The sequence below is a fragment of the Paenibacillus sp. S-38 genome (assembly GCF_049942825.1).
Lineage (GTDB): Bacteria > Bacillota > Bacilli > Paenibacillales > NBRC-103111 > Paenibacillus_G.
The window spans coordinates 4,810,908-4,825,973 of sequence record NZ_CP187970.1 but is presented as its reverse complement, the minus strand read 5'-3'; the positions used below and the strand labels follow the sequence as shown (position 1 = coordinate 4,825,973).

The 15,066-nt window shown below is 64.1% G+C and carries 1 protein-coding gene; it reads left to right on the top strand.

Going from position 1 to position 15,066, the window contains the following annotated elements; all coding sequences use genetic code 11:
• Nucleotides 1-210 precede the first annotated feature (210 nt).
• Nucleotides 211-15,015 (top strand): amino acid adenylation domain-containing protein, encoded by a 14,805-nt coding sequence (locus tag ACP26L_RS21270; RefSeq protein ID WP_426446149.1) that lies wholly within the window; start codon nt 211-213, stop codon nt 15,013-15,015.
• Nucleotides 15,016-15,066: the final 51 nt, after the last annotated feature.

Here is a 15,066-nt window from a genome sequence, read left to right as displayed (position 1 = left end):
ACCCCGGCCCGAAGGCCGGCAGCATCAACCCGAAGATGATCCCCTTTCATACGAGCGGGAACCTGCCGCTCCTCACAAGCGTGTGCGCCGCGGCGGCGCGCACGCTGTGAGCTATCTTTTATAACAAGCGAAGAACCTGGCTGCAGACCAAGGCCATAACCATACATAGCTCAGATATCGTTAACCCCAAGGGAATAGGGTGGGATACTCATGAAGAAGGCAAGAGCTTACTGGAACGGAGCATTTCAAACGGGGCAGCGGATCACCTGCCTGCCTTACAGCAAGGCCGAGTGGAGAAGCGCGGGAAGCCTCGCACCCGCATCTATTCGAGCCTGCGAGAGTACGGTGCCGCAGGCAATCACGGAGCGCATCCGTGCGGTAACCCAGGGAACACCGGCAGCGGTCTATACGCTGCTCGTTGCGGCGGTATCCTGTCTGCTTCACCGCTACACGCAGGAAGAAACCGTCATTGTCGCGGCCCCGGCCGTCCGCGCAGCGGGCAGCCGCCAGCTGAACGACGTGATCCTATACAAGCTTCCGGTTGACGGCACGGTCCCTTTCCGGACCTTCCTCGGACAGGTGAGCGGGACGGTGCGCGAAGCGGTGGCGAACCAGAACGTCGCTTTTCAGGCGATGGCCGGGGAGCTGGATGTGGATTACACCCCGGAAGGCGCCCCTGTGCTCCATACGCTCGTCTCGTTCGACGGGATGAATCCGGCGGACGCGGGGGAGTCCATCATATCGGATCTTCAGTTCCGCTTCGAGGAGACGGCGGAAGTCCTGAAGCTGAACATCGTCTACCACAGCGGGCTCTATGAAGAAGAGGCCGTGCTGCGTATGGCGAATCATCTCTATGCATTGATGGCGCAGGCGCTTGGGAATCCGTCGCAGGAGATCGGCGTCTTGGAGATGATGTCGGAGGAGGAGCGCGGGCAGATCCTGGGCGCGTTCAACCATACGGCGGCGGAGTATCCGCAGGACGCTACGATGGTCACCCTGTTCGAGGAGCAGGCGGCGCGGACGCCGGAACGCACGGCGGTGCTGTTCGAAGACGCGTCGCTGACCTACGGCGAGCTGAACGCCCGGGCAAATGCACTGGCCCGTACGCTGCAGGCGGCCGGCATTGGACCGGATGCGAGAGCGGCGGTCATGACCGAGCGCTCGCTCGAGATGATCGTGGGCATCTACGCGATCCTGAAGGCCGGCGGGGCTTATGTGCCGGTGGCGCCGGATTATCCGGAGGAGCGCATCCGCTATATCCTCGAGGACTCGGGCTCGAAGGTGCTGCTCACACAGGAGCGGTTCCTGGCGGCCGTGCCTCAGGAGTATGACGGGATCATCGTGAACCTGAACGATCCAAGCGTGTACAGCGGAGATGGTTCCAACCTCGTGCCGGCCGCAGCAGGCCCGCACGACGCGGCCTACGTCATCTACACCTCGGGTTCGACAGGCAGGCCGAAAGGCGTTCTCATCGAGCATACTTCGGCCGTGAACCGCATCCTGTGGATGCAGGAGAAGTACCCGATCGGCCCGGACGATACCATCCTGCAAAAAACAGCGTTCACCTTCGACGTCTCCGTCTGGGAGCTGTTCTGGTGGGGTATGGTCGGCTCCAAGGTGTGCCTGCTGACGCCGGGCGGCGAGAAGAATCCGGCGCAGATTCTGGAGGCGATCCGGCAGTACGGCATCACGACGATGCACTTCGTACCGGCGATGCTTCATACGTTCCTGGACTACGCCGAAGGGCTGCCGGCTGAAGAGCTTGCCCGCAGGGTGGACTCGCTCAAGCAGGTGTTCGCCAGCGGTGAGGCCCTGCCGCCGCAGCACGTGGCGCGCTTCCAGGCCAGCGTCTCGAAGACGCGCGGCGCACGGCTCATCAACCTGTACGGACCGACGGAAGCGACGGTCGATGTCTCGTACTTCGACTGCGAGCCGGACCAGCCGTATGCGATGGTGCCGATCGGCCGACCGGTCTGGAACACGCGGCTGTATGTCATGAAAGAAGGCACGACCCAGCTGCAGCCTGTCGGCGTGGCGGGCGAGCTCTGCATCGCCGGGGTCCAGGTGGCCAGAGGCTACCTGAACCGGCCGGAGCTGAACGCCGAGAAGTTCGCCGCTGATCCGTTCGTGCCGGGGGCCCGTATGTACCGCACGGGGGACCTGACGCGCTGGCTGCCGGACGGGAACATCGAGTATCTCGGACGGATCGACCACCAGGTCAAAATCCGCGGCTACCGGATCGAGCTCGGCGAAGTCGAGTCGGCGGTGCTGGACGTGGAGGGCGTGCTGGAAGCCGTCGTGACGGCGAGGGAGGATGAGACCGGCCAGAAGCTGCTCTGCGCCTACTATGTCGCCGACCGGGAGCTCGCAGCCGGTGAGCTGAGGGAAGCCCTTTCGGCGCAGCTGCCAAGCTACATGGTGCCGACCTACTTCGTGCAGCTCGACAAAATGCCGCTGAGCGCGAATGGCAAGATCGACCGGAAGCTGCTGCCTGCGCCGGAAGCAAGCGTACAGTCCGCATCGGCTTATGTCGCCCCGCGCACGGAGCTCGAAGCGAAGCTGGCCGCGATCTGGGCCGAGGTGCTTGGGCTGCCGCAGGTCGGCGTCACCGACCATTTCCTCGACATCGGCGGACACTCGCTTAGAGCGGCGGCCGTCGTGGCGCGGGTCCACAAGGAGCTCGGCCGGCCGCTGGCGCTGAGGGACATGTTCCGCTCGCCTACGATAGAGGCGCTGGCCGCTGTGCTCGAGTCCATGAAGGAAGCGGACTACACGGCGATCACCGCTGCGGAGCCCCGGGAATATTACCCGCTGTCCTCGGCCCAGAAAAGGCTCTACCTGCTCAGCCAGCTGCAGGGCGGAGAGACTGGCTACAACATGCCGGGCGTCATCCTGGCCGAGGGCGCACTGGATCGCGCACGGCTGCAGAATGCGTTCGAAGGGCTGATCGCCCGCCACGAATCCCTGCGCACCCGCTTTGAGATGGTGCAGGGCGAGCCCGTCCAGCGGATTGTGCCGCTGTCGGAGACTCCTTTCCGGATCGAGGAAAGGGAGGCCTCCGAGGAAGAAGCTGCCGGACTGATCGAAGCGTTCGTCCGCCCGTTCGATCTCGCTGAAGCTCCGCTGCTGCGGGTAGGCTTGATCACGCTGTCGCCCGAGCGTCATCTGCTCCTGTTCGACATGCACCACATCATCTCCGACGGCGTATCGCTGAGTGTGCTGGTCGAGGAATTTACCCGCATGTACCAAGGCCTGGAGCCTGCTCCGCTGCGCATCCAATACAAGGACTACGCCGTGTGGGAGCAGGACCGCCTGCAGAGCGAACTCCTGCGCAAACAGGAAGCCTTCTGGCTCGAGCAGTTCCGCGGCGAGCTTCCGACGCTGGATCTGCCGGCGGACTACGTCCGTCCGGCTGTCCAGAGCTTCGAGGGGGCCCGTCTGGAATTCACGGTTGGAGGTGCGGCTCTGTCCGGCCTGAAGCAGCTCGCCGCCCGGACAGGCTCCACCCTGTTCATGGTGCTCCTGGCCGCTTACACGGCGCTGCTGCACAAATATACCGGCCAGGAGGACGTCGTGGTGGGCGTGCCTGTGGCCGGCCGGGGCCAGAGCGAGCTTGAGCCGCTCATCGGGATGTTTGTGAACACGCTGGCGCTCCGCCAGGCGCCGGCAGGTGAGAAGACGTTCCTCGGGTATCTCGGCGAGGTGAAGGAGGGGGCGCTGGCCGCTTTCGAGCACGGTGAATATCCGTTCGAAGCCCTAGTTGAAAAGCTTCAGCTGAAACGCGACCTCAGCCGTTCGCCGCTGTTCGATACGATGTTCGAGCTCAAGCATGCCGCAGGCCCTGAGCCGCAGCTCGAAGGGCTGCGCTTCACGCCTTACCCAAGCGAGCACAAGACGTCGAAGTTCGATCTCTCGCTGGAAGCCATGGAAGCCGAGAACGGAGAGAAGCTGCGCTGCTCCTTCGAATACGCGCTCTCCCTGTTCCGCCGGGAGACCGTCGAACGCATGGCCGCTCACCTCGTGCAGCTCGTCGAGTCGGCTGTCAGCGATCCGGAGTCCACGCTCTCCGAACTCGTCATGGTGACGGAGGGCGAGCGGCGGCAGCTGCTGGACGAATTCAATCCGGCGGTCCCTCAGGCCGATCTGGCTGAGCCGTTCCACGTCCATTTCGAACGGCAGGCCCAGCTCACACCGGATCATCCGGCAGTCAGCGACCGCAGCCGCACGCTGACCTACCGCGAGCTGGACCAAAGAGCTGGGGCGCTGGCCGCCAGACTCCGCAAGCTCGGCACCGGCCGCGAGAAGCTCGTCGGCATCCTGGCCGAGCGCAGCGTGGATCTGCTCGTTGCCGTGCTGGCCGTCTGGAAAGCCGGCGGGGCTTATGTCCCGCTTGATCCAGACTATCCGGCGGAACGCATCGCCTACATGCTGGAGGACAGCGGAGCGGAGGTACTGCTGACGCAGACCGGCATGTCCGGTCTTTATGCGGAAGCCGAAACTGCGGGCGAAGGTCTCCGCCATGTGCTGCACCTCGACGACGAGTCGGTGTATGAAAGCGGCGGCGAAGCGCTGCGTCTGGCGAACATCAACGAGCCTGAGGATTTGGCCTATGTCATCTATACGTCGGGCACGACCGGCCGCCCGAAGGGCGTCATGATCGAGCACCGCAGCCTGGTCAATACGGCCCTGGCTTACCGCCGGGAATACCGGCTGACGGAGTTCCCGGTGCGGCTGCTGCAGCTCGCCAGCTTCTCGTTCGACGTATTCACAGGCGACATCGCCCGGACAATGATGAACGGCGGGACGATGTTTATCTGCCCGAAGGAGGACCGCATCGATCCGGAGCGCCTCTACGGCTGGATCCGTGACAAGCGGATCACGGTGTTCGAGTCGACGCCTGCACTCATCATCCCGTTCATGGAGCACGCAGCGGCCGGCGGACTGGACGTCTCGTCGCTGCAGCTGCTCATCTCTTCTTCAGATGCATGCGGGGTGAAGGATTACCGGACTCTGCAGGAGCGCTTCGGCTCGCAGATCCGCATCATCAATGCGTACGGCGTCACCGAAGCGGCGATCGACACGAGCTTCTACGACGAGCCGCTGGATAGGCTGCCGGCATCGGGGAACGTTCCGATCGGCCGGGCGTATCTGAACGCCCGCTTTTACATCGTCGACAGCAGCCTGAAGCCGGTACCTGTGGGTGTGGCGGGAGAGCTTTGCATCGGCGGACCGGGAGTGGCGAGAGGCTACCTGAACCGTCCGGACCTCACGGCCGAGAAGTTCGTGGAGAACCCGTTTGCGCCGGGTGAGCGCATGTACCGCAGCGGTGACCTGGCCCGCTGGAAGGCGGACGGGCACGTCGATTTCATCGGGCGGATCGACCACCAGGTCAAGCTCCGCGGCTACCGGATTGAGCTCGGTGAGATCGAGACGGCGATGCTCCGTTATCCGGGCGTACGCCAGGCGGTCGTTGTCGACCGGACGGACGAGCGCGGACAAAAGTATCTCTGCGGCTATGCGGCCGCAGACGAAGAGCTGGATCTTGGCGCCCTGCAGCGGGAGCTGCAGCAGTCGCTGCCGTCCCATATGGTGCCTTCCCGCTTCCTGCGGCTGGAACGCCTGCCTCTGACCCCGAACGGCAAGATCGACCGCAAGGCGCTTCCTGTGCCGGAAGCGGGGACCGCAGCCTCGCAGACCGCATACGCCGCCCCGCGCTCGGCCGTGGAGGAGACGCTCGTCTCCATCTGGCAGGGACTGCTCGGAGGCGGGCCGGTCGGCATCCATGACAGCTTCTTCGAGCTCGGCGGCGATTCGATCAAGGCGCTGCAGGTGTCCTCGAGGCTGTACCAGGCCGGCTACCGGATGGAGATGAAGGATCTGTTCCAGCATCCGACCGCGGCCGCCCTCAGCCCGCTGATCCGGCCGCTGGCGCGGATGGCGGATCAAGGGGAAGTCAGCGGGGAGGTTCCGCTGACGCCCATACAGCGCTGGTTCTTCGAACAGTGCTACGAGGACGCGCACCATCATAACCAGGCTGTGATGCTGTACCGGCCGGAAGGCTTCGATGAAGCAGCGCTGCGCACCGCGGCGGCTGCGATTGCGGCGCATCACGACGCGCTGCGGACGGTTTTCCGGGAAGGGGCTGACGGATATGCCGCCTGGAACCGGAGCATCGCCGAAGGCGAGCTGTTCAGCCTCGAGGTCGTGTCAATCGAGGCATCCGAGGACCTGGCCGCCCGTGTCGAAGCGGAAGCGGAGCGCGTGCAGGCGTCCATGGATCTGGAGAACGGGCCGCTCTTCAAGCTGGGACTGTTCCGCTGCCCGGACGGGGATCATCTGCTGATCGCGATTCATCATCTGGTCGTCGATGGCGTATCCTGGCGCATCCTCTTCGAGGATCTGGCCAAGGCTTACGGGCAGGCGGCGGGAGGCGAGGCTGTCTCGCTGCCGGCCAAGACGGATGCCTTCCGCACTTGGGCCGATGGGCTGATGCTGTACGCGGATTCCCCGGCTGCCGAGCGCGAGCATGCCTATTGGCAGGAGCTGGAACGGCTGGACCGCGAGCAGCTGCCGAAGGATGCGGATCAGGCGGCACCGCGTCTCGGGGACAGCGATATGGTGTCCGTGCAGTGGACGGCGGAGGAAACCGATCTGCTCCTGAAGGGGGCCCATCATGCCTATGGCACGGAGGTCAACGACCTGCTGCTGGCGGCGCTCGGGATGGCGGTCCACCGGTGGAGCGGCCTGGAGCGCGTCTGGGTGAACCTCGAAGGCCACGGACGGGAAGCGATCGTTCCAGACCTCGATATTTCGCGGACTGTAGGGTGGTTTACGAGCCAGTATCCCGTGGCCCTGGAGATGCAGGCGGGCCTGGAGACCGGCCAGCGCATCAAGGAGGTCAAGGAATCGCTGCGGCGCATCCCGGGCAAGGGAGTCGGCTTCGGCATCTGGAGATACTTGTCGGCGGCCGGCCGTGCTGTGGAGGCCTACCGGCCGGAGCCGGAGATCTCGTTCAACTATCTCGGGCAGTTCGATGGGGAGCTCGAGAACGAAGCTTTCTCCGTATCCCCTTATGGGGCGGGCAGGGAGCTCTCGCCGCGGGCGGCACGTACGTACGCCCTTGATATTAACGGGATGACGGCCGGCGGCCGGCTGTCGCTGACCGTCAGCTACAGCAGGGAGCAGTACCGCCCGGAGACGATGGAGCGATTTGCCGAGGCTTTGCGGCAGTGCCTCTCGGAGATACTGGCCCACTGCGCGGCCCGGGAGACGACGGAGCTCACGCCGAGCGATCTGACGCTGCAGGGGATGACGATCTCCGAGCTGGAAGAGCTCGTGCGCGGTACGGCGGAGATCGGCGAGGTAGAAAACGCCTATGCGCTGACGCCGATGCAGCAGGGGATGCTGTTTCACGCCCTGATGGATGCGGACTCGGGAGCCTATTTCGAGCAGTCGACCTTTGACCTTGTCGGACGCTTCGACCTGGATCAATTCGAGAAGAGTGTGGAGTCGCTCGTTCAGCGCCACGAGATCTTCCGGTCGAATGTGTATACCGGGTGGAGAGACCGTCCGCTGCAGGTGATTTTCCGTTCCAAAACGGGGTTGTTCCGCAGGGTGGATCTGCGGGAGATGGGCGGCGCCGAACAGCAGGAAGCGATCGAACGGATCACCCGCGAAGACCAGGCCCAGGGCTTCGACCTGACACGCGATCCGCTGATGAGAGTGACCGTGCTTCGGACCGCGGAAGATGCTTACCGGTTCATCTGGAGCACACATCACATCCTGATGGACGGCTGGTGCCTCTCGCTTGTAACGGAGGAAGTGTTCGAGCTCTACGCGGCGCTCCTCGAAGGACGGGAACCGAAGCTTGCGCCGGTCACGCCGTACAGCCGGTATGCCGAATGGCTCGAGAAGCAGGACCAGGAGCAGGCGGCGGGATACTGGGCCGGCTATCTGTCCGGTTACGAGACCCAGACCCTGCTGCCGACCGGTAAACCGCAGGGGCGCCCGCAGGATAAAGCAAAAGACGAGGCGTTCCACAGCCTGTACTGCGACTTCGGCAGCGAGCTGACGGCCGGCATGGACCGGCTCGCCAAGCGTCATGGCGTTACATTGAACACGCTGCTGCAGACGGTTTGGGGGCTGCTGCTTCAGCGGTACAACGGCACGGGGGATGTCGTCTTCGGCAGCGTCGTGTCCGGCAGACCGGCCGAGATTCCCGGCATCGAGAGTATGGTCGGCCTCTTCATCAATACGGTCCCTGTGCGCATCCGCTGCACCGGGGACGAGTCGTTCGCGGCGGTGCTGCGGCGCAGCCAGGAAGCGTCGGCGGCCGGCTATGCATACGAGACGTACCCGCTGTTTGAGATTCAGGCGCTCACCGAGCAGAAGCAGGAGCTCATCGGCCATATTGTGGTCTTCGAGAATTTCCCTGTGGAAGAGCAGGTGGAGCAGCTGGGCAGCGGGGACGATTCCGACTTCCGGATTCAGAATTCCGGTATGGTCGAGCAGACGAACTATGATTTTAACCTGATTGTGACGCCGGGCGAACAGTTGCGGATCCGGTTTGAATATAACGAGGCTGTGTTCGAGCCGGCAGCCGTGGAGCGGATCAGCGGCCACCTGCTTCATCTCATGGAACAGGTCGTTGCGGACGCGGAGCGTGCCGTGGGTGAGCTTGAGGTCGTCACGTCCGAGGAAAAACAGCAGATCTTTGGTGCCTTTAATGCTACAGCGGCAGCTTCGCCAAAGGAGAAAACGATCCACCGGATGCTTGAGGAGCAGACGGAGCTTACGCCGGATGCCGAGGCTGTCGTGTTCGAGGACGAGCGTCTGACCTACCGGGAGCTCAACGGCCTGGCGAACCGGCTGGCGCATACGCTCCGGGAAGCAGGCGTGGGCAGGGATACGCTGGTCGGCCTGATGGCAGAGAGGTCGCTGGAGATGTTCGTCGGACTCTTCGGCATCCTGAAGGCGGGCGGCGCCTATGTGCCGATCGATCCGGAATATCCGGAAGAGCGCATCCGATACATGCTTGAAGATTCGGGCACGAAGGTGCTGCTGACGCAGAGCCGCTTGAAGGAGCAGGCGGCGGAGGCGGGGACGGTCCTGCTGCTGGATGACGCCGGGACGTATTCGGATGACGAATCGAATCCGGAGGCGGTCAGCGGAGCGGACGATCTGGCTTATGTCATCTATACCTCGGGGACGACCGGCAAGCCGAAGGGCGTGATGGTCGAGCATCACGGCCTCACGAACCTCAAGGTGTATTTTGACGAGGTGCTGAAGCTGGGGACGCAGGACAAAATCGTCCAGTTCGCCTCCCTCTCGTTCGACGCTGCCTGCTGGGAGATCTACGGCGCGCTGTTCACCGGGGCGGCACTGTATGTACCCACCTCTTCGACGATCCTGAACTACCGGCTCTTCGAGCAGTACATGCAGGAGAACGGGATTACGATGGCGGCCCTGCCGCCGACCTATGCGGTGTATCTTGAGCCGGACACGATGCTCTCGCTGCGCATTCTGTTCACAGCCGGATCGGCTTCTTCGGTCGAGCTTGTCAGCAAGTGGAAGGACCGGGTCGCGTACTACAATGGCTACGGTCCGACCGAGAACTCGATCGCCACCACGATCTGGCCGGTGTCGGAGGACCCGGATGCGGAGAAGGGGATCGTGTCCATCGGTCGTCCGATGCCGAACCAGCAGGTATACGTCATCGATCCGCTCGGCCACCTGGCGCCGGTCGGCGTCGCAGGTGAGCTGTGCGTGGCGGGAGCGGGACTGGCCCGCGGTTATCTGGACCGCCCCGAGCTGACGGCCGAGAAGTTCGTCGTGAGCCGCTTCAGCGGGGAGCGGATGTACCGGACGGGCGACCTCGCCCGGTGGATGGAGGACGGGCGGCTGGAGTATCTCGGGCGGATCGACCACCAGGTCAAAATCCGCGGCTACCGGATCGAGCTCGGCGAGATCGAATCGCAGATTCTGAAGAGCTCGTCTGTACAAGAGACGATTGTCATCGCAAGGGAAGACGGCCGCGGGCAGCATGAGCTTTGCGCTTACTTCGTGGCGGAGGATCTGCTGCGGGTCAGCGAGCTGCGCGCCCTGCTGGCAGCCGAGCTGCCGGGGTATATGGTGCCGACGCATTTCATGCAGCTCGAGGAGATGCCGCTGACGCCGAACGGCAAGATCGACCGCAAGGCGCTTCCGTCGCCGGAGGCCGGAGGGCTCAGCACGGCGGATTATAATGCGCCGCGTACCTGGATGGAAGCCCGGCTGGCCGAGATGTACCAAGAGGTGCTGGGAATCCGGGGCGTGGGTGTGAAAGACAGCTTCTTCGAGCTCGGAGGCCATTCCCTGAAAGCGACGGCACTCGTATCCATGCTGCACAAGGAACTTGGCATCAACGTGCCGCTGAAGGAAGTATTCCGTGCACCGACCGTTGAAGCGCTGGCCGAGGTGCTCTCGGGCCGCGAACAATCGGCTTACCTCTCGATTCCGGAAGCCGGAGCGGCCGAGATATACCCGCTCTCCTCCGCCCAGCAGCGGATGTATGTGCTCCATGAGCTGGAGGGCGGCCACCTTACCTATAACATGCCGGCGATGATGTCAGTGGAAGGGCAGCTCGATAAAGACCGGCTTCAGGAAGCCTTCCGGAAGCTGATCGCCCGTCATGAAGCGCTGCGGACAAGCTTCGAACTGATAGATGGCGAGCCCGTGCAGCGGGTTCATGCCGAGGCCGCGTTCGAGGTGGAGTACCGGAAGGCGGATGATATCACAGCGGGCGAGCTTGCGTCCCGGTTCGTGAGACCGTTCGATCTCACCCGGGCGCCGCTGCTGCGGGTCGGCCTCGTCGAGATGGCGCCGGATCGGTTCCTGCTCCTGTTCGATACGCATCACATCGTATCGGACGGCGCCTCCATGGGCCTGCTCACCGAGGAATTCGTGAGGCTGTACGAAGGGGAGACGCTCACCCCGCTGCGAATCCAGTACAAGGATTTCGCCGTCTGGCAGCAGGCGGAGCTGCAAAGCGAGCGGATGCGCGAGCACGAGGCGTTCTGGCTGGACCGGTTCTCCGGTGAGCTGCCGGTACTGTCCATGCCGACCGATCAGCCGAGACCCGCCCACCGCTCCCATGAGGGAGAGACGGTTGCCTTCGAGCTGGGCGCCGCACGGAGTGAGGCGCTGCGCAAGCTCGCCGCCGAAAGCGGATCGACGCTGTTCATGACGCTGCTCGCCGCCTATACCGTGCTCCTGCACAAGTACACGGGCCAGGAGGACATCGTGGTCGGTACCCCGGTGGCCGGACGGCCGCATGCGGACCTGGAACCGGTTCTGGGGATGTTCGTGAACACGCTGGCGCTGCGCCATACGCCGGTCCCCGGCAAGACGTTCCGGTCTTACCTGAAGGAAGTAAGGGATGAAGCCCTGCTGGCCTTCGAGCACCAAGACTACCCGTTCGAGGATCTGGTCGACCGGCTGAACCTGGAGCGCGATCTCAGCCGCAGCCCGCTGTTCGATACGCTGTTTGTAATGCAGAACGCGGACGACCGCGGCTACGAGCTTCCGGGTCTGCTCCTGAAGCCTTATCCGAGGGAACAGGCGGCCGCGCAGTTCGACCTGACCTTCGAAGCCGCCGAGACGCCAGACGGCCTCGCGTGCAGCTTCCAGTTCGCTTCCGCGCTGTACAAGCGGGCGAGCATCGAGCGTCTGGCGGAGCACTTCCTGCAGCTGCTCGACGGCCTCACGCAGGATCCGCAGGTGACGCTCGGGGAAGCGGATCTTGTGACAGCCGCAGAACGTGCGCAGATTCTCGGCGCGTTCAACGACACGGCGGCCGAGTATCCGAGAGAGGCGACGATCATCGGCCTCTTCGAGGAGCAGGCCGCCCGGACGCCGGAGCGCACCGCGGTGCTGTTCGAGGACACCTCGCTCACGTACGGCGAGCTGAATGCCCGGGCGAATGCGCTGGCCCGTACGCTGCAATCGGCGGGCGTCGGCCCGGACACGAGAGCCGCCGTTATGGCCGAGCGGTCGATCGAGATGATCGTCGGCATCTACGCGGTCCTGAAGGCCGGCGGCGCTTATGTACCGGTGGCGGCGGATTATCCGGAGGACCGCATCCGCTACATCCTCGAGGACTCGGGCGCGTCGGTCCTGCTCACGCAGGAGATCTTCCTGCCGGCCGTGCCGCAGGAGTACCGCGGAGTGACGGTCAATCTGAACGATGCATCCGTGTACAGCAGTGAGCGCTCCAATCTTGAGCCTGCCGCCGGACCGCATGACATCGCCTATGTCATCTATACCTCCGGTTCGACCGGCAGACCGAAGGGTGTCATGATCGAGCACCATTCGGCCGTCAACCGGATGCTATGGATGGATCACAAATACCCGATCGGCCCGGATGATACCATCCTTCAGAAGACGGCATTTACCTTCGACGTATCCGTCTGGGAGCTGTTCTGGTGGGGGATGGTCGGCTCTAAGGTGTGCCTGCTGCCGCCGGGCGGCGAGAAGAATCCGGCGCAGATCCTGGAAGCGATCGGGAGCTGCCGGATCACGACGATGCACTTCGTGCCGGCTATGCTCCACACGTTCCTGGAGTATGCGGAGGGGCTTGCACCGGAGGAGCTGGCCGGCAAGCTGGCTTCGCTCCGGCAGGTATTCGCGAGCGGGGAAGCCCTGCCGCCGCAGAGCGTAGCCCGCTTCCAGGCGGCCGTTGCGAAGCTCAACGGCGCACGGCTCATCAACCTGTACGGCCCTACGGAAGCGACGGTCGACGTTTCATACTTCGACTGCGAGCCGGACGGCAGCTATCCCCTGGTGCCGATCGGCCGGCCGGTGTGGAATACACAGCTCTACATCCTGAAGGAAGGCACGACCCGGGTGCAGCCGGTCGGCGTGGCGGGCGAGCTCTGCATCGCCGGCGTTCAGGTGGCGAGAGGCTACCTGAACCGGCCGGAGCTGAACGCCGAGAAGTTCGTCGCCGATCCGTTCACGGAGGGCGGCCGGATGTACCGCACGGGCGATCTTGCGCGCTGGCTGCCGGACGGGAACATCGAGTATCTCGGCCGGATCGACCACCAGGTGAAGATCCGCGGCTACCGCATCGAGCTTGGCGAGGTCGAGTCGGCGGTGCTGGACGCGGAAGGCGTGCTGGAAGCGGTCGTGACGGCGAGAGAGGACGAGACCGGCCAGAAGCTGCTCTGCGCTTATTATGTGGCAGACCGCGAGCTGGCGGCGGGAGCGCTGAGAGAGGCCCTGTCGGCCAAGCTGCCGGGCTACATGGTGCCGACGTACTTCGTCCAGCTGGAGCGGATGCCGCTCAGCGGAAGCGGCAAGGTCGACCGCAAGCGGCTTCCCGCACCGGAAGCAAGTGTGCAGAGGGCGGCTGATTACGCTGCGCCGCGCACGGAGCTGGAAGCGAAGCTGGCGGCGATCTGGGCTGCCGTGCTGCGGCTGCCGCGGGTCGGGATCACCGACAACTTCTTCGAGATCGGAGGCCACTCGCTGCGGGCGACGACCCTCACCGCGAAGATCCGCCAGGAGCTGGGACGGACCGTACCGCTGCGGGAGATTTTCCAATCGCCGACTGTGGAATCGCTCGCCCGGGTGCTCTCCGGTCTCGACGAGACGGGGTATGCAGCCATCCCGGCTGCGCCTCCGAGGGAGTACTACCCGGTCACGTCCGCCCAGAAGCGGATGTTCATCCTGGCGCATCTGGAAGGCGGCGAGCTCAGCTACAACATGCCGGGCGTCTTCACGGTGGAAGGTCCGCTGGACCGCAGCCGGCTGGAGGAAGCGTTCCGCCGCCTGATCGCCCGCCACGAGTCTCTCCGCACCGGATTCGGGATGAGAGACGGAGAGGTGGTGCAGAAGGTGTACGCGGAGGTTCCGTTCGAGCTCGACTTCATGCAGGCCGACGAAGAGGCGGCGGAATCCGTCGTTCGCGCCTTCGTGAAGCCGTTCCGTCTGGATGAGCCGCCGCTGCTGAGGGCCGGACTGATCGAGCTGGCTCCGGGACGCCATATTCTGATGTACGACACCCATCACATCATCTCGGACGGGATCTCCTCTGAAGTGATGATGGACGAACTGGCGCAATTCTACGAAGGCCGTACGCCGGCCCCGCTCTCCATTCAGTACAAGGACTTCGCGGTGTGGCAGCAGGAGTACGTGCGCAGCGAACGGTACCGCCGGGAAGAGCGGTATTGGCTCGACACCTTCGCCGGCGAGCTGCCGGTGCTGGACCTGCCGATCGCTTATCCGCGCCCTGCCGTGCGCAGCTTCGAAGGAGCTCTCTACGAATTCGAGGTGGACGGGGAAGTGACCGCACGGCTGCAGGAGCTGGCCAAGGCCAGCGGGGCGACGATGTACATGGTGCTGCTTGCCGCCTACAGCGTGCTGCTCTCCAAGTACAGCGGGCAGGAGGACATCATCGTGGGCACGCCGACCGCCGGCCGGCAGCTGGCGGAGCTGGAGCCGCTCATCGGGATGTTCGTCGGAACCGTAGCGCTCCGGCAGTATCCGCGCCGGGGGCTGACGTTCTTGGACTACCTCGCCGAGGTCAAGGAGAACGCGCTGCAGGCCTTCGAATCCCAAGGGTATCCGTTCGACGAGCTGGTGGACCGGCTGGAGCTTGAACGCGACCCGTCCCGCCATCCGCTCTTTGATACGCTGCTGGTGTATGCGGAGGAAGCGGAGACGGAAGCGCACGGGGGCGAAGCCGCCGCCGAGCAGGAGCTGACCTTCATTCCTTACGGGCAGGAGCATCAGGTGGCCAAGTTCGACCTCAGTTTGTCCCTGACGATGAAGGGAGACAAGCTGTCCGGCTCGGCGGAATACGCGGTGAAGCTCTTCGGCCGCAGTGCGGTCGAGAAGCTGGTGCAGGACCTGCTGAACCTGCTGGACGAAGCGGGCCGGGAGCCGCAGCGCAGGCTGGAGGAGCTCGGAGGCAAGCCGGTACAGGCGATGACAGTCGATGATCTGCGCATTGAAGCTATTGATTTTGCATTCTGACCAGGGGCCTTGATTCTCAGGTCCGACTTACGATAGGCATGGTGTGCCGCC